Below are 16638 nucleotides of genomic sequence, written 5' to 3'. Positions count from 1 at the left end.
GTGTCCCCGCATCCACGCGCGCTCACGACCGCTTCCTCACCAGAGGTGACTCCATGCCCAGACAGCAGGGATCACGGTTCCGCAGAACGCTGGTCGGCCTCGTCGCCGCCGGCACGGCGCTGCTCACCGCGAGCCTGGTCACCGGCCCCGCCGCGGCCCAGCCCGCGCCCGCGGCGGCGTCCCACGGCCACGGCCACCACGCCCCGCACACCACGGGAGCCACGTCGAAAGTCGTCGGCTACTTCATCGACTGGGGCGTCTACGCCCGCGACTACCACGTCAAGAACATCGTCACCTCGGGCGCTGCCTCGCGGCTCACCCACATCAACTACGCCTTCGGCAACGTGAGCGACGGCAAGTGCGCCGTCGGCGACGAGTGGGCCGACCACCAGAAGCCCTACGACGCGGCCGGCAGCGTCGACGGCGTCGCCGACAGCACCGCGGACGGCGCGCTGCACGGGAACTTCAACCAGCTGCGCAAGCTCAAGAAGCAGTACCCGGACATCAAGATCCTGTGGAGCTTCGGCGGCTGGAGCTGGTCGCCGGGCTTCACCCAGGCCGCGGCCGACCCGAAGGCCTTCGCCGACTCCTGCTACGCCCTCGTCGAGGACCCGCGCTGGGCCGACGTGTTCGACGGCATCGACATCGACTGGGAGTACCCCAACGCCTGCGGCATGTCCTGCGACACCAGCGGCCCGACCGCGTACACGGACCTGATGGCCGCGGTACGCCACCGTTTCGGCAAGAAGAACCTGGTCACCGCCGCCATTACCGCCGACGCCTCGGACGGCGGCAAGATCGACGCCGCCGACTACGCGGGCGCCGCGAAGTACGTCGACTGGTACAACCCGATGACCTACGACTACTTCGGCACCTGGTCGGCCACCGGCCCGACCGCCCCCCACTCGCCGCTCACCTCCTACCGCGGCATCCCGGAGAAGACCTCCAACGCTGCGGCGACCATCCGCAAGCTGCGCGGCCTCGGCATCCCGGCCCGCAAGCTCCTGCTGGGCCTCGGCTTCTACGGCCGCGGCTGGACCGGCGTGACGCGGACGGCGCCCGGCGGCGACGCCACCGGCCCCGCCCCCGGCACCTGGGAGGCGGGCAGCGAGGACTACAAGGTGCTCAAGACCCGCTGCCCGGCCACGCGCGTGGTCGCCGGCACCGCGTACGCCCGCTGCGGCGACGAGTGGTGGAGCTACGACACACCGCTCACCCTCCGGGGCAAGGCGGCCTGGGCGAAGTCACAGGGCCTCGGCGGCGCCTTCTTCTGGGAGCTGAGCGGGGACACCACCAATGGCGAGCTGATCAACGCGCTCGGCCGCGGCCTGCGCTGATCCCACCGCACGTACGCCGGGAGGCCCGGCCGCCACGGGGGCGGCCGGTCCTGCCGGCGTCCTGCTTCAGCGCGCGGCGCCGAAGTCCTGCGTCCAGTAGTTGCCGGGCTGCGCCAGCGCGATCCCTATCTCCTTGTACGAGCAGTCCAGTATGTTCCGCTTGTGACCCGGGCTGGCCATCCATGCGCTCATCACGCTGGAGGCTGAGGAGTAGCCGTAGGCCACGTTCTCGCCGTAGCTGCTCCAGTCGTAGCCCGCCGAGGAGATGCGGTCGGCGGGGGACGAACCGTCGGAACCGGTGTGCGACATGTTCTGGTGCGAGGCCATGTCCTTGCTGTGGTCCTGCGCGGCCCGGTTCAGCTTGGCGTTGACCTTCAGGGCGGTGCAGCCGGCCTTCGCCCGCTCCTGGTTGACCATGTCGAGCACGGTGGCCGAGGCTCCCGTCAGCGTGGCGCCGGAACCCGCGGCCGGGGAGGCCGGTGCGGCGGACGGTGCCGACGACGGTGCCGACGAGGGCGCGGAGGCGGGGGCCGAGGGTGCGGAGGCGGGGGCCGAGGGTGCGGCGGGGGGTGCCCAGGACGGCTTCCCGCCCCACTGGCCGCCCTGCGTCCACGTCCCGTCGGCGGACCCGTCGGCGGACCCCTTCCAGGACCCGCCCCACGAGGCGTGGTTCCAGCGGCCCTGGCCCTGGGCCTGGCCACCCTGGCCCTGGTCACCTTGACCCTGGGACCCGCCGTACTGCGGGCCCTGCTGGCCGCCGACGCAAGCCATGGCCACCGAGGGCACACCCACGGCGGCGACGGCGAGGGCGGCGACGGTGATCTTCCGGAAGGGCTTCATCCGGCGGTGCTTCGTCATTGCGTGACCTCACTCCAGGGTTCGGCGTGCGTGTTCACAACCCACCTGAGCTGCCGTGACGGCTGGCGGGCCCGGCCATTGTGTGGACCGTCCCGAACATCGGGCAATGAAAGATCGGTACTACGCGGACTCGTAGCCGCGATGCCTCTTGCGCCCGGCGGGTGAGCGTGCCGCGCCGCCGGATCCACGGTGCGGAAGAGACCTGATGGGCCCTCAGATCGCTGTCCCCACCCCGGGAGAGGCCCATGACGCCGTACGGATCGGATACCGTCGCCCCCCTGTGCGAATTATGTCCCATTCCGTTCCGGATAGATGTTATATGCCGCGTAGACGCCCGCTACTAAGTCGCACCGTAACCACCCGATCCAGCGTGAGGGACATCACGGGACGCCCCGGGAACAGTTGCCGCGACGGCCGTCACGGGCACACCGCAGGGCACAATCACCGCATGCGACACATCCTCGTCATCGGCATCGGCGCGGGCGATCCCGAACACCTCACCCTTCAGGCGGTCAAGGCGATCGGCCGTACGGACGTCTTCCTCGTCCTCGGGAAACCCGAGGAACGCCAGGACCTGATCCGCCTGCGCCGGCGGATGCTGGACGACCACGCGCGCCCCGGCCACCGCCTCGTCGAGGTCCCCGACGCCGAGCGCGACCGCACCGCCCCCGGCTACGCCGAGGCCGTCGAGGACTGGCGACGTCGCCGCGCCGACCTGGTGGCCGAACTCCTCGACGCCCACCTCGGCCCCGGCGAGACCGGCGCCTTCCTGGTCTGGGGTGACCCCTCCCTCTACGACAGCGTGATCGCCGTCGTCGAGGAGGTCCTGGCCCGCCGGCCCGGTTCCTTCACCCACGAGGTCGTGCCCGGCATCAGCAGCGTCGCCGCCCTCGCGGCCCGCCACCGCCTCACCCTCACCCGGGTCGGGCGCCCCCTGCAGATCACCACCGGCCGCCGCCTCGCCGAGGGGTTCCCCGAGGAGGCCGACGACGTGGTGGTCATGCTCGACGGCGGCGCCGCCTTCGCCGGCCTCGACCCCGAGGGCCTGGACATCCACTACGGCGCCTACCTCGGGACCGAGGACGAGATCCTCCTCTCCGGCCCGCTCGCCGAGACCTCCGAGCGCATCCTGCGGGCGCGTACCGAGGCCCGGGAACGCAAGGGGTGGATCATGGACACCTACCTGCTGCGCCGGCTCCCCGGCGCGCCGAGGTGAGCCACGCGCAGCGCGCGCGGCCGGTCCCGTAACGGGGACCGAACACCCCTTACTGTGACATCCGGTACTGAACCCCTGCGTACGGGATGAGGTCGAGGACGTGCCGTTCGCGGAGGCGGCCGCCGGTGACGGGCCCGGGCCCGGGCCCGCCGGCGCGCCGGGCCCGGACGCCCGGCCGTGGTCACGGGCACCGCTGCTGGCGGTGTGCGCCGGCTACTTCATGGTCATCCTGGACGTGACCGTCATCAACGTCGCCGTGCCCGTGGTGGGTCGCGATCTCTCGGCCTCGCTCACCGGGATCCAGTGGATCACCGACGGCTACACGATGGTGTTCGCCGGGCTGCTGCTCACCGGCGGGGCCCTCGGCGACCGGCTGGGCAACCGCCGCGTCTTCTGCACCGGCGTGGCCGTGTTCACCGTGTCCTCGGCCGCCTGCGCGCTCGCGCCGGACGCCCCGTCCCTGGTCGCCGCGCGGCTGGCCGAGGGACTCGGCGCGGCGCTGATCGTGCCCGGCTCCCTGGCGCTGCTCCAGCAGGCCTATCCCGTCCCCGCCGCGCGATCGCGCGCCGTCGGGCTGTGGGGCTCGATGGCCGGCGTCGCGGCCTCCGCGGGCCCGCTGCTGGGCGGGCTGCTTGTGTCCACGGTGGGCTGGCGGTGGGTCTTCCTGGTCAACCTGCCCGTCGGCGTCGCCTGTCTGGCGCTGACGCTGCGGCACGTCGCGCCCTCGCGCCGGCGCGCCGACCGGGCCCTGGACTGGCCCGCGCAGTGCGCCGTCGTGGCCGCGGTCGCCCTGCTGACCGCCGTCCTCAACGAAGCCGGGCGGCGCGGGTGGTCCGATCCGGCGGTCCTCGCCGGCGCCGGCCTGGCGCTCCTGGCCGTCGTGGCGTTCGCGGTGCGCGAGCGGCTGGCCCGCTCGCCCGCGATCCCACCGCACATGCTGCGCTCCCGGGCGGTCGGCGGCGGCTCGCTGACCGGGCTGCTCTTCAACTTCGCCTTCTACGGCATGGTGTTCACCGCCAGCGTCTCCTTCCAGCACGAGCGCGGCTACAGCGCCCTCGGCACCGGCCTCGCCCTCTTCCCGGCCGTGGCGACGACGATGTTCGCCTCCGTCCTGTCCGGGCGGCTGGCCCGCAGGACCGGGGACCGTCCGCTGGTCGTCACCGGCATGCTGCTGGGCGCCCTCGGGCTCGCCGGCTGGGCCGCGGCGGGGCCCGACCCGGCCTACCCGCTGCTCGTCGCCCCCATGATGGCCGCAGGTTTCGGCACCTCCTTCGCCCTCACCGGCACGACCACCACCGTCATGGCGGCCGCGCCCCCCGGCTACTCCGGGACCGCCTCAGCCCTGTTCAACACCGCCCGCCAGATCGGCAGCACCGCCGGTGTGGCCCTCGGTGGCACCCTCCTCGCCACCGCCGCCGACCACGGCACGGGGCTGCGCCTCGCCATGGCCGCCGGCGCCCTCGCCTACCTGACCGCCGCGGCCCTGGCCCTGCGGTGCGTACCCCGGAAGGCCCGGCCCGCCCCCGTGCGGTGACCGGACGGGGACGGCGCCACGCGCCCTGCGTCCCACGAGGCCCTCACCACCTGCCGGAACTGGTTATTCCGTGACCTGAGTGCCGCTCTGCCGTCAACTCGGCGCGTCGCTTCGGAAAGCCTTTGTTCGCCTTCAATTAAGAGTCGATCCATAGGTTCGACAAATGTTTGAGAATCCCCATGAGTGCGCAGTGCACGGTGCGGAGGACCGACGGTGACGACGCAGACCGCTGAATCCGCGACCGCCGTGATCCCGCAGCCGGCGCCGGAATCGGGCGGAACGGCACTGATCTCGTACATCCTCCCCGTGTACAACGAGCAGGACGGCATCCGCCACTTCCACGAGGAGCTGGCCAAGGCCCTCGCCGGGCGGCCGGAATTCCGCTACGAGATCGTGTACGTCAACGACGGCTCCGCCGACGGCTCCCTGACCATCCTCAGGGACCTGGCGAAGAACGACCCCCGCGTGCGGGTGGTCGACTTCGCCCGGAACTACGGCCACCAGATCGCCATCACCGCCGGCCTGGACGAGGCCACCGGCGACGCCGTCATCATCATGGACACCGACCTCCAGGACCCGCCGAAGATCAGCCTGGAGCTGGTCGACGCCTGGCGCGCCGGTGCCGAGATCGTCCACGCGCGCCGCCGTACCCGCCGTGACACGATCTTCAAGCGCACCACCGCGCACGCGTTCTACCGCATCCTGCGCAGCTGGGCCGAGGTGGACATCCCGCTCGACACCGGCGACTTCCGGCTCCTGGACCGGCGGGCGGCCGACGAGCTGCGCCGCTTCCGTGAGCGCAGCCGTTTCGTGCGCGGCATGGTCGCCTCGATGGGGTTCCGGCAGACCGAGGTCCAGTTCGACCGCGACGAGCGCTTCGCCGGGGAGACCAAGTACCCGCTGCGGAAGATGGCCCGCCTCGCCATCGACGGCGTCACGAGCTTCTCCACCGTCCCGCTGCGGCTGATCAGCCGGCTGGGCTTCCTCGTGCTCGCCCTCTCCCTCGCCGGCATCGTGTACGCGCTGGGCATGAAGATCTTCCGGCCCGACATCACGGTGTCCGGCTGGACCATGCTCATGGTCGTCACCCTGTTCCTCGGCGGTACCCAGATGCTCGCCATCGGGGTGCTCGGCAGCTACATAGGACGCATATACAGCGAGGCGCAGAACCGGCCGCTGTACATCGTGCGCGAGGTCCTGCGGCATGACGGCGACTGAGGCGGCCGGGGACGCGGACACCGCGGCCCCGACTCCGGCCGGTCCCGACCGGCGGGCGGACCTGCGGCAGCTGATCCGCTACGGCCTGGTCGGCGGCAGCGGCGTCGCCCTCGACCTCCTGGCCTTCCTGCTGCTCTTCAACGTGCTCGGTCTCGACGAGCAGGTCGCCAACATCATCAGCACGAGCCTCGGCATCACCAACAACTTCGTGCTCAACGCGATCTTCACGTTCGACAAGCGGGACCGGCTGTTCGTGCGCTTCCTGCGTTTCTACGCGGTCGGCGTCACCGGCATCGCCCTGACCTACGTGCTGTTCCAGATCTTCACCAGCTGGCTGGGCGTCGACGCGAACATCGTCAAGGCGGGTTCGCTGCCGCTGGTGCTGGCCACCCAGTTCGTGCTCAACAGGAAGTGGAGTTTCGGATGAATCTCGGCATCATCGGTGCCGGCGCCACCGGCCTGACCGCCGCCTACGACGCGGTCAAGGCCGGACACCAGGTCACGGTGCTCGAGGCGGCCGACGAGCTGGGCGGACTCGCGGCGTCGATCCCCATCGGCGGCGTCCCGCTGGAGCGGTACTACCACCACATCTTCCGCAGCGACCGGGACATCATCGAGCTCATCGAGGAGCTCGGCCTCGGCGACGACCTGCGCTTCCACAAGCCCACCACCGGCGTCTACCGGGACGGCGAACTGCACCCCTTCAGCACCCCGCTGGAGATGCTGCGCTTCCCCTCCTTCTCGCTGGTCGACGGCGTGCGCTTCGGTGCCTCCTCCGCGCTGCTCAAGGCCGTCCGCAGCGGTGAGCGCTACAACGACCTCACCGCCCTGGACTGGCTGCGCCGCCGGGCCGGCCGCAAGGCCACCGAGACCATCTGGGAGCCGCTGCTGCGCGGCAAGTTCGGCGACCGGGCCGACGAGGTCTCCATGGCGTGGCTGTGGGCCCGCGTGCACTGCCGCACCTTCGAACTCGGCTACGTGCACGGCGGCTTCGAGCGTGTGTACGCGGCGCTGCGCGACGCCGTCGCCGCCCGCGGCGGCAAGGTCGAGTTCGGCAAGAAGGTGGAGACCATCCGCCAGCCCGAGGGTGCCGAGCAGGTCACGGTGACCACCGGCGACGGCGCGTCCTACGCCTTCGACCAGCTCATCGTCACCGTCCCGCAGCCGGTCTTCGCCAAGGCCGCGGACGTCCCCTCCGACGACACCGTGTGGCGCAACCAGTACCTCGGCGCCACCTGCTTCGTGCTCGAGGTCGACCGCAGCGTGATCCCGTACTACTGGCTCAACATCAACGACCCGGACTTCCCGTTCCTGGCCGTCGTGGAGCACACGCAGATGGTCGACCGCGAGGAGTACGGCGGCCGCCACCTCCTCTACGTCGGCAACTACGTGCCGCGGGACGACTGGCGGTTCACCACCGACCCCGCGGAGGTGCTGGACCGGTACATCCCGTACCTGCAGCGGCTCAACCCGGACTTCGACCGCTCGTGGATCCAGGAGTGGCACTTCTCCCGTGCCCCCTTCGCCCAGCCGGTCGTGACCCCCGAGTACCGCTCGCTCATCCCGGGGCACCGCACCCACATGAGCCGGGTCACGCTCGCCACGATGGCGCAGATCTACCCGCAGGACCGCGGGCAGAGCTACTCCATCGCGCTGGCGCACCGCGTCACGAAGCTCATCGGCGCGAGCTGAGGCGCCGGCGGCCGGGGCCCGGCCGGGCGACGCCCGGGCCCCAGCCGCGACCAGCTCCGTTCGTCGCCCCACACCGAGAACGGATCCACGTAGGGGCGCAGCAGTCCGGTCAGCACCGGGTCGCCGCCTCCCGCCAGTTCGTCCGAGGCCAGCTTCCGCGCGACCCCCGCGAGGAAGTCGGCGAGCTGGATCCGCGGGTCGTGGCGCGACTCGGCCAGCCGCAGCCCCGCCGGCCGCAGGTCCGGCGCCAGGCGGGCCCCGAGCCGCGCGATCCGTTCCTCGGTGAGCGAGTTCTGCCGGTCGTGCACGACGTGCACCCGGAACCCGTCCGCGCTCCAGCGCGCCACCGTCCGCTCCAGCGCGGGGAAGAGCGGGTCCAGCGGCTCCACGGCCTCCGGCGCCTCCGCGAGCCGCGCCCGGAAGGCCTCCGCCCGCGGCCCGGCCCGCCGCAGCACCTCGACGACCCCGGCCAGGGCCCCGTCACCGCCGTCGTCCCGAGCCAGCGTCTCCAGGGCCCGGAAGAACGGGTCGACGGGCGCCTGCCCCGCCTCGTGGTTCCTGGTCCGCGCCAGTTCGTTGGCGGCCCGGAGGAAAGCGCGCCACCGCTCCGCGTCGACGGTGCGGCGCCCCTCGCGGTACAGCACGGCCGCCCGCGCCGCCGCGGACGGCCCCGGGGCCAGCACGTCGACGACCGCCACGACCACGAACCACGCCTTGTCGACGAGATGCACCGAGGCCTCGCCGCCCAGCGGCCCCGCCGGCCCCAGGAACCACTCCAGCACCGCCCGGTGCTTCTCGCGCAGCAGATGGTTCGCCTTGTACTCCTCGGCGGGCGAGCGGATCCGCTCGCGCACCTCCCGCAGCGCCCGGGCCGCCGCGTCGCCCGCGACGCACACGCCCGCGTGCGCGAAGACGTCCGTGTTCCCGCCGATCAGGTTCTCGCCGTCCGAGCCCGACTCGTCGCAGGCGACCTCCAGGAACGTCACCCGCCCATCATTCCGCCCCACCCCCCGCCCCCACCACGCAATTTGCGGCCCCGGTAGCGCCGGACGGGGGGCCCAAGACGGGACGGGGCGGCCGGGAGGAGGTCCCGGCCGCCCCGTCCCCGGGATGTGACGAAAGGGCCTAGCGGAGCCGGCAGACCACCGGGGTGCGGGGGTTGCCGGTCAGGGGCGGGCAGTCGTAGGTGGACTCGACGGTGGCCGCCAGGGCCTTGTCGATGTTGGCGAGCTGGAACCAGGAGCGCTGCAGGACCGCGTAGGAGGCCGGGTCCTCGGTGACGCAGCGGAGGTTCTCCTTGTAGGACGGCAGCTTGTTGACGTCCGGCAGGTACTTGGTGCGCTGCAGGAACGTCGGGACGGGGTAGCGGCACGGCGTCGGGTGGCCCACGTAGTACGCCACGTCGCCGAAGGCGAGGTAGAGGACCGGCGCGCCGCCCGGGATCTGCCGGTTGACCTCGGCGGCCTCCACCGCGGTCTGGTCGGACCGCGCGGCGAAGGCGCCGTTGCCGTAGACGACGTGGCCGGCGTTCATCAGCTGCGGCGAGCCGGGCCAGATCGCGGCGGCCAGGCAGAAGACCCCGACGACCGCCGAGAGCGCGACGGCGGCGGCCGCGAACCGGCCGGGGCGGGCCGGGCGTACGGCGGTCCTGCGGGCGAGCAGCAGGTCGGCCGTGGCGGCCAGCAGTGCGACGAGGGCGGCCGCCCAGCCGGCGGTGACGCCCTGCACGGCGTGCGGGGACTGCTCGGCGAACGGCACGAAGGCCGCGTAGACCGCCGTGACCGCGGTGAAGAACAGCGGCGGCCTGCCGTGCGCGCGGTACCAGGCGGCGACCGCGAGGCCCCACAGCGCGGCCGCGCCCACCGGGAGGGAGGCGGCGTGGTAGCCGAACCAGTTGCCCTGCACCGCGACCGCGGCCACGCACACCAGGACGATCAGGACGGCCAGCGCGGCCAGTTCGGCGCGGCGGCGGCGGTCCTCCTGGCGGGACAGCAACAGCAGCAGCGCCGCCGGCAGCAGCGCGACGACGGGGCTGAGGTAGGCCCGGTCCACCAGGAAGGACGCGGACTTGTCGAGAAGGAAGGAGGGGTCGAGTCCCTTGCGGGTGAGGGCGCCCTGGTTGATCTTCGGCATGTCCTTGGCCCACTGCAGCTCCCGGGAGCCGGCCAGGACGCTGATCCCGAAGAGCACCAGCGAGGAGACGCCCGTGACGAGGCCGAGCCGCACCGCGCGCATCCGGTCGACGGCGAAGAGCACCAGCAGTGCCATCAGGGCGGTGGCCGCGGTGGAGTACTTCATCATGACCGCCAGGCCCAGCGGCAGTGCCGCCACGGCGGCCGCCGGCCACGGCCGTTCGATGCCGAGGGCGGCGGCGATCGCCAGGACCGACAGCAGGGTCGCGGTCCACTCGGGCTGCAGGAAGTCGATCTTCGGGGCGAAGGCCAGTGCCAGCGCCACCACGGCGGCGGTGAGCGTCGCGTCGCGCAGCGGGAGCCGCCGGGCCAGCGCCGTGCGCAGGGCCAGACCGGTCGCCATGCAGAGCAGGACGGCCGCGATGCGGATGATCATCTCGCGGGTCGCGGTCGATCCGAAGGTGAGCGAGTCCAGACCGGCGACGAACCAGCGGTAGAACAGCGGCCGGTGCACGAAGGTGTCCGATACCGAGAATCCTCCGCCCTTCGCGCTGCGCAGGCAGGCCAGGACGTACCGGAGATCCCCGTTCATGCCCGAGGTGATCGCCGAGTAGCCGAGCAGGACGACGGCCGTGAGCGCCCCGCCCCACAGCGCCGGCCGGAGGGTGCGGCGACGTGTCGGCAGGGGGAGCAGCCTGTTGAGCGTGAGGAAGCCGGAATCGTTCACGGGCAGAACTTAGCACCCAATTAATTAGCTTATATGTATCGGGAATTGGGATGCCGCACATTAACCGTTCGTTTTCCCGGAATTCATTCCTCCCCGGTGGTGCACCTCGATTAACCGGTGGCCCACGGGCTCCCGCGCTCCTACAGTGAGCGCGCACCACATCGTCACGGGGGAATCCGGCACCATGCGCACGCACTATCCACGCACACCTCACCTGCCCTGGTCGCCCGGGGCCACGCCGGACGACATACGCGCCGGGGACGCCGGGGCGCTCCGGGGCCGCGAGGTCGTCGTCACCGAGAAACTCGACGGCGAGAACACCACGCTCTACCGGGACGGGATGCACGCCCGGTCGCTCGACTCGGCCCACCACCCCTCCCGGGCGTGGGTCAAGGCGCTCCAGGGGCGGATCGGCCCCTCCCTCCCGCCCGGCCTGCGGGTGTGCGGGGAGAACCTGCACGCCCGCCACTCCCTCGCCTACCAGGACCTGGACAGTTGGTTCTACGGCTTCTCCGTCTGGGACGGCGACCGGTGCCTGGACTGGGACCGCACGGCCCGCATCCTTCGGCGCCTCGGGATCCCGGTGCCCCCCGTGCTGTGGCGCGGCACGTACGACGAACGCGCGCTGCGCGCCCTGCGCCTGGACACCTCACGTCAGGAGGGCTACGTCGTCCGCACCGTCGACGGCTTCCGGTACGAGGAGTTCGGCCGCCGCGTCGCCAAGTGGGTACGCGCAGGCCATGTGACCACCGGCACCCACTGGATGCACGCCCCCGTCGTGGAGAACGGTCTGGGCCCGGCCGCCCCGCTGTGGGCGGTGCGCTCCGGCGCGGCCCCGGACGCCGGCGCGCTCGCCGCCGCCGTGGGCGTCGCCGTCACCGGCCCCGGCGCCGCCGACCGTGCCGCCGACGTCTCCGCCCGGCTGGACGTCCTCGGCCGCACCGGGGACGCCCGGCTGGCCGGGGTCCTCGCCGCCCTGCTGCACGACACCCCCCGCGCCCGCCTGGCGGCCCGCCTCGCCGGGCCGCTCACCATGCCCCAGGCCCGGCGGGTGGCCGACCTGGCCGGACTGCACGCGGCCCTGCACCGCCCGTACCCCGACGAGGCACGCGCGGCCGGCCTGGCCCGCATGGCGCTCGCCGCCGACCTGGGCGTCCTGCACGCCGTGGCGGCCGCCGCGGCGCCCGACGACGCCGCCCGCGAGCAGACCGAATGGTCGGCGCTGCACGCCGAGGAGGCCGGCCTGCTCGGACCCGACCCGCTCGGCCCGCTGCGCCACGGACTGCGCGGAGCCCTCGCCGGGCTCGCCCCTGCCGCCGCCGACCGCTGCTGGGCTGAGGCCCGTGCCGCGTACGCCGCCGGGCGGATCGGCGGCGCGGAGGAGGCCGTGGCCGCCACCTGGCGGTGGCGTTCCGCGGAGTTCCCCCGTCTGATCCATCTGACCGGACCCGCGGGCAGCGGCAAGAGCACCTTCGCCGGCACGCTGCCCGGCACCGCCGTCCGCATCGCCCTGGACGACCTGCGCCTCGCCCGCGGCTCCCGCGCCGACCAGCGCGCCAACGCCGACGTCCTGCGCGAGGGGCTGCGCCGGCTCGACACCGCCCTGGCCGGGCGTGCGACGGTGGTGTGGGACGCCACGTCCCTCAATCCGCACCAGCGCTCCCTGGTGCACGCGGTGGCCCGCCGCCGCGACGCCCTGATCACGCACGCGGTGACCCTGGTCGACGAGGAGGAGCTGGCCCGGCGCAACGCCGGCCGCGCCCACCCGGTGCCCCCCGCCGTGCTGACCGCGCAGGCCCGCCGGTTCGCCCCGCCGTACCCCGGCGAGGCCCACCGCACCTGGTACGTCGGCGCGGGCGGCACCGTCGAGGACACCGACGGCTCGCTCGGCGGCGGCGCCGCGGCCGGACAGGAGGCATGACATGCGCACCAGCGAGGAGATCTACCACCGCGTCCGCTGGGACGCCCGGTTCGACCCGGCGCGCTTCGTGATCGGCGTCCACCAGCGCGGCGCCGCGCCCAAGCGCATCCCGCTGCCCGCCTTCGTGCCCGGTGGCGAGATCCCCTGGCACCGCGTGCTGTTCGTCGAGGCGGACGGAGAGCTCGTCTGGGACCGGGCCACCGGCACCGACCGCATGGACGCCACCGACGCCGGACGCGTCCGCGACCCGCGCCTGCTGCGCCCGCCGTTCTTCACCGCCCGCGTCCCGCACGCCTGGGACGAGGACGGGCAGCGCTGGCGGCCCGCCGGGCAGGCGACACCCGGCCGGGCGGGCACGGCCGGCGGCGGCCGGTTGCGGGTCCTGACCTGGAACACCCTGTGGGACCGGTACGACAGCCACCGCATCGACACCGACCGCCGCCGCCCCCTGCTGCTGAGCGCCCTGGAGGAGGCGGACGCCGACGTCATCGCCCTGCAGGAGGTCGAGCCCGTGCTGCTCGACATGCTGCTGCGGACCCCCTGGGTGCGCTCCCGCTACACCCTCGGCACCGACCCGGACGGACGTGACACCGACGACAGTGGGGTGCTGCTGCTCAGCCGGCTGCCCGTACGGGAGGCCGCCCGGCACACCCTCGGACCGCACAAGGCCGTCGCCGCGATCACCGTCGAGACGGCCGCCGGTCCGCTCGTGGCCGCCGTCACCCACCTCAGCAGCGACCACTCCGAGGACGGTCCGGCCCGCAGACAGGCCGAACTCGCCCGGCTCGCCGAGGGACTCGCCGGCGTCGAGGGCGACCTGCTGCTGCTCGGCGACTTCAACGACGGAGGCGACGGGCCGGCCCTCGCCCTCGGCCTGCGCGACGCCTGGACCGAGGCGCACGGGCCGGACGACCACACCCCCACCTTCGACCCGGCCGTCAACCCGCTGGCGGCGGTCTCCTCGCTCAGTGGCCGTGCCTCCCGGCTCGACCGCGTCCTGCTGCGCGAGGGCGGACCGCGTGTCACGGGGGCGGCGCTGCGGGGCGAGAACCCCACGGCGGAGGGCCTGTTCGTCTCCGACCACTACGGCGTGGAGGTCACGCTCGCCCTCGCGGCGGGGGCGGCGGACGAGGCCGAGGACGTCCTCGACCTGGCACCGACCGCGCGCACCGCCGTGGCCTGGCTGCCGCCGCGCGAGCTGTGGCCCCCCATCCAGGCTGTCCGGCGCGATCACGATCCGCAGATCCACCGCTGGCCCCCGCACGTGAACCTGCTCTTCGGCTTCGTGCCGGAGGCCGCGTTCGAGCGCGCAGCGCCGCAGCTGTCGCAGGCCGCGGCCGGCGTCCGTCCCTTCACCGCCCGCCTCGACGGGGTGCACACCTTCGGGCACCGCGAGGACGCCACCGTCTGGCTCGACCCGGGAGCCGACGGCGGCACCTCCTGGGCGGTCCTCCAGCACGCCCTCGCCCGCCGTTTCCCCCGCTGCCGGGGCCGCGCCGAGGGCTTCACCCCGCATCTGTCGCTCGGCCGGACGCGGGACCCGCTGCGGGTGGCCGCCGAGTGCGCGGCCCGACTGCGCGGGACGACGGCACAGGTCGGCGAACTCGTCCTGCTCTCCCGGCGCGGGGACGAACCGATGCGGGTCCGGGCCACGGTCGGACTCGGCACGGGGGAGCTGCGCTGGGTGCACGACACCGCCGACACCGGCACACCCGGCGTCACCGGCGCACCCGACGACGTCCCGCACGCCGAGGAGACCGCGCGGCGCGTCGCCGACGCCCTGGGCGACGGCGTGGTCCACCTCGCCGGCTCCCGCCGCATGGGGTGCGCGCTGCCCGGTGCCGACCTCGACCTCGTCGCGGCGCTGCCGGGCACGGTGGACATGGCGCAGGTCCGGGGCAAGGTGGCCGCCGGGCTGCCGGAGGCCACCCGCGTACGGCAGGTGACCGGCGCCCGGGTGCCGGGACTGCGCTTCCGCGTCGGCGCGCTGGACGTCGACCTCGTCGTCGTCGCCACCGGCGGCCTCGACCCCGCCGAGGCCGTGGGCCGCCGCACCGAACTGGGCGAGGCCGCCGCCGTCGCGCTGAGCGCCGTCAGCGACGCCGACGCGGTCCTCGAACTCGCCGGTGACCATGACCGCTTCGCCGGTCTCGCCCGCGAGGTCAAGGCCTGGGCCCGGGCACGCGGCCTGGACTCCGCCCCCTTCGGCGGCCTGCCCGGCCTGGCCTGGGCGCTGCTCGCCGCCCGCACCGTCCACGACGCCCCCGGCCTGACCGGCGCCGGGCTGCTCCGGCACTTCTTCGCCACCTGGGCCGCCTGGGACTGGCGTCAACCGGTGGGCGCCGCCGGGCAGTCGGGCCCGGCGATCTCCATCGCCACCCCCACCGAGCCCGTCCGCCCGTGCACCGCGCAGGTCGGCCCGGACGGCCGCGACCTGCTCGCCGGGGAGCTCTACCGCGCCTGGGAGCTGCTGGAGTCCGCGGACGGCACGGGCACCGGCCCCCTGCCCGCCCTCGCCGCCCCGCCCCCGCTCCACCGCCGCCACGCGGCCTGGGCGGTACTGGCCGTGCACGGCGCGACGGAAGAGGAGTTCGAGGACACCCTCGGCCGGGTCAGGGGCCGCGTCCGCGCGCTGCTCACCGCGCTGGAGGACGCCGGCACCGGCGGCGTCCACGCCTGGCCCCGCCCCTTCCGCACCACCCCACGATCCGCCCACCACGCCATCGGCCTCGGCCCCACCCCGCCCGACGCGGCCGGCCTCGCCGGGATCACCCGCGCGTGGAGCCGGGGCCTGCCCGGTACCGAGGTGACGTGGGCGGAGGGCGGCGCCGTGCCGACACTGCGGTGAGGGCGGGCGCTCGACGCGGTCAGGCGGCCCTGAACTCGACGATCCCGATGTCCCCCGCCGTGCGCACCGACGACACCCGCAGCCCCGCGTCCGCGCCGAGCGCGGTCAGCGCGGCGACCCCGCGCTCCCGGCCGCCGAAGTACACCAGCATGCGCAGGTCCATCGCGGCCACCGTCGACTCGCGGTCGGCGCCCACCTTCTCCACGACGAGCACCCGGCCGTGCTCCCCTGCGGCCTCGGCGCAGCGGCGCAGGACCGACCGTGCCGCGTCGTCGTCCCAGTCGTGCAGGATCGCGCAGAGCAGGTAGCCGCCGGCCCCCTTGGGCAGCGCCTCGAAGAAGCTGCCCCCCACCGCGTCGCCGCGGTCGCCGAGTCCGGCCGCCGCCAGCGTCGCGCGGGCCGCCCCGGCCGTGGCGGGCTGGTCCACCACGGTGCCGCGCAGCTCCGGGAAGGCGGTGAGCAGCGCCGCCAGCAGCGTCCCGTTGCCGCCGCCCACGTCGACCAGGTGACCGAGCGCGCCCCAGTCGTACGCCGGGACCAGCGCGCCCGCCCACTCGGCGACGTCGACCCCCATCGCGCGGTCGTACGAGCGGGTCCGCTCCTCGTCCGCCGCCAGGTCCTCCCAGAACCCGCGGGCGTACTGGCGCGGGAACGCGGCCGTGCCCGTGCGCACGCTGTGCGGCAGCTGCACGAAGGCCAGTTCGGCCCGGCCGAGGCCGCCCTCGGTGTCCAGCCACTCCCGCAGCCCGCCCGGGTGGTCCGACCTCAGCTCCTCGCCCCGGGCCGTCAGCGCGTACCGCCCGCCCCCGTCGCGGGTCACCACCCCGACACCGGTCAGGTGCCGCAGCAGACGGTCCAGCGCCCCCGACTCCGTCCCGGTCTCCTGCGCCAGCTCGGTGGCCGTACGGGGCCCTTCCGCCAGATGGTCCGCCACCTTGAGCGTGGCCGCCGTGCGCAGCGCCATCGGGGTCACCAGGTCCGCCAACCGCCACAGGGACACGTCCCGTTGCTCCTCGCCCGCCATCAGCAACTCCCTCTCCTCGCGACCGACCGGCCAGCCTCGCCCCGACCCGCGGGCCCCGCAAGCGAATTACCCGGTCAGGTTGCGCTGCGGGTACGAATCGGTTGCGGCCGGGGCCAACCGCGGCGCCACGG

At 73.9% G+C, this 16638-nt stretch carries 12 protein-coding genes; 8 read left to right on the top strand and 4 right to left on the bottom strand.

Annotated elements, in window-relative coordinates; all coding sequences use genetic code 11:
* Positions 1–53 precede the first annotated feature (53 nt).
* Positions 54–1337, top strand: a complete 1284-nt coding sequence (locus tag AC1VWI_RS09205) for a glycoside hydrolase family 18 protein (protein ID WP_499510468.1) — start codon at positions 54–56, stop codon at positions 1335–1337.
* 66 nt (positions 1338–1403) lie between these two features.
* On the opposite strand, the gene AC1VWI_RS09200 is transcribed toward AC1VWI_RS09205, so the two are convergent.
* Positions 1404–2195 (bottom strand): CAP domain-containing protein, encoded by a 792-nt coding sequence (locus AC1VWI_RS09200; protein ID WP_499510467.1) that lies wholly within the window; start codon positions 2193–2195, stop codon positions 1404–1406.
* Between the two features lie 448 nt (positions 2196–2643).
* Between AC1VWI_RS09200 and cobF the strand changes: the two genes are divergently transcribed.
* From cobF to AC1VWI_RS09175, 5 genes are all read left to right on the top strand, one after another.
* Entirely contained in the window at positions 2644–3411 is a 768-nt protein-coding gene (gene cobF, locus AC1VWI_RS09195; protein WP_499510466.1) for a precorrin-6A synthase (deacetylating), read from the top strand.
* Positions 3412–3511: 100 nt separating this feature from the next.
* A complete protein-coding gene (locus tag AC1VWI_RS09190) occupies positions 3512–4945 on the top strand; it encodes an MFS transporter (RefSeq protein WP_499510465.1) in 1434 nt (477 codons plus the stop codon).
* 213 nt (positions 4946–5158) lie between these two features.
* Positions 5159–6163, top strand: coding sequence for a glycosyltransferase family 2 protein (locus AC1VWI_RS09185; RefSeq protein WP_499510464.1), 1005 nt, complete (start codon positions 5159–5161; stop codon positions 6161–6163).
* Positions 6150–6590 carry a GtrA family protein gene (locus AC1VWI_RS09180; RefSeq protein ID WP_499510463.1) on the top strand — a complete coding sequence of 147 codons (441 nt, stop codon included), beginning with the start codon at positions 6150–6152 and terminating at the stop codon, positions 6588–6590. The genes AC1VWI_RS09185 and AC1VWI_RS09180 overlap by 14 nt, the downstream gene beginning before the upstream one ends.
* Positions 6587–7855 carry an NAD(P)/FAD-dependent oxidoreductase gene (locus AC1VWI_RS09175; protein ID WP_499510462.1) on the top strand — a complete coding sequence of 423 codons (1269 nt, stop codon included), beginning with the start codon at positions 6587–6589 and terminating at the stop codon, positions 7853–7855. Before AC1VWI_RS09180 ends, AC1VWI_RS09175 begins: the two co-directional genes overlap by 4 nt.
* On the opposite strand, the gene AC1VWI_RS09170 is transcribed toward AC1VWI_RS09175, so the two are convergent.
* Positions 7804–8841, bottom strand: coding sequence for a DUF3800 domain-containing protein (locus AC1VWI_RS09170; protein ID WP_499510461.1), 1038 nt, complete (start codon positions 8839–8841; stop codon positions 7804–7806). The genes AC1VWI_RS09175 and AC1VWI_RS09170 overlap by 52 nt on opposite strands.
* Positions 8842–8980: 139 nt before the next feature.
* On the bottom strand, positions 8981–10714 hold the full coding sequence (locus tag AC1VWI_RS09165; RefSeq protein WP_499510460.1) for a hypothetical protein: 1734 nt from the start codon (positions 10712–10714) through the stop codon (positions 8981–8983).
* Positions 10715–10898: 184 nt separating this feature from the next.
* Between AC1VWI_RS09165 and AC1VWI_RS09160 the strand changes: the two genes are divergently transcribed.
* Both AC1VWI_RS09160 and AC1VWI_RS09155 read left to right on the top strand, forming a co-directional pair.
* A complete protein-coding gene (locus AC1VWI_RS09160; RefSeq protein ID WP_499510459.1) occupies positions 10899–12635 on the top strand; it encodes an RNA ligase family protein in 1737 nt (578 codons plus the stop codon).
* A gap of 1 nt (position 12636) precedes the next feature.
* Complete coding sequence (locus AC1VWI_RS09155; RefSeq protein WP_499510458.1) at positions 12637–15483, top strand: poly(A) polymerase; 2847 nt, start codon at positions 12637–12639, stop codon at positions 15481–15483.
* Positions 15484–15502: 19 nt separating this feature from the next.
* On the opposite strand, the gene AC1VWI_RS09150 is transcribed toward AC1VWI_RS09155, so the two are convergent.
* Positions 15503–16507 (bottom strand): methyltransferase, encoded by a 1005-nt coding sequence (locus AC1VWI_RS09150; RefSeq protein ID WP_499510457.1) that lies wholly within the window; start codon positions 16505–16507, stop codon positions 15503–15505.
* Between the last annotated feature and the right edge of the window lie 131 nt (positions 16508–16638).

Source organism: Streptomyces sp. TOM-9 (genome assembly GCF_056858595.1).
This window is presented reverse-complemented; position numbering and strand designations above follow the sequence as displayed.

Bases quoted from the DNA above. Each gene is read 5' to 3' on its own strand.
- AC1VWI_RS09205 (WP_499510468.1), top strand. From the start codon at position 54: ATGCCCAGACAGCAGGGATCACGGTTCCGCAGAACGCTGGTCGGCCTC.
- AC1VWI_RS09200 (WP_499510467.1), bottom strand. From the start codon at position 2,195: ATGACGAAGCACCGCCGGATGAAGCCCTTCCGGAAGATCACCGTCGCC.
- cobF (WP_499510466.1), top strand. From the start codon at position 2,644: ATGCGACACATCCTCGTCATCGGCATCGGCGCGGGCGATCCCGAACAC.
- AC1VWI_RS09180 (WP_499510463.1), top strand. From the start codon at position 6,150: ATGACGGCGACTGAGGCGGCCGGGGACGCGGACACCGCGGCCCCGACT.
- AC1VWI_RS09175 (WP_499510462.1), top strand. From the start codon at position 6,587: ATGAATCTCGGCATCATCGGTGCCGGCGCCACCGGCCTGACCGCCGCC.
- AC1VWI_RS09160 (WP_499510459.1), top strand. From the start codon at position 10,899: ATGCGCACGCACTATCCACGCACACCTCACCTGCCCTGGTCGCCCGGG.
- AC1VWI_RS09155 (WP_499510458.1), top strand. From the start codon at position 12,637: ATGCGCACCAGCGAGGAGATCTACCACCGCGTCCGCTGGGACGCCCGG.
- AC1VWI_RS09150 (WP_499510457.1), bottom strand. From the start codon at position 16,507: ATGGCGGGCGAGGAGCAACGGGACGTGTCCCTGTGGCGGTTGGCGGAC.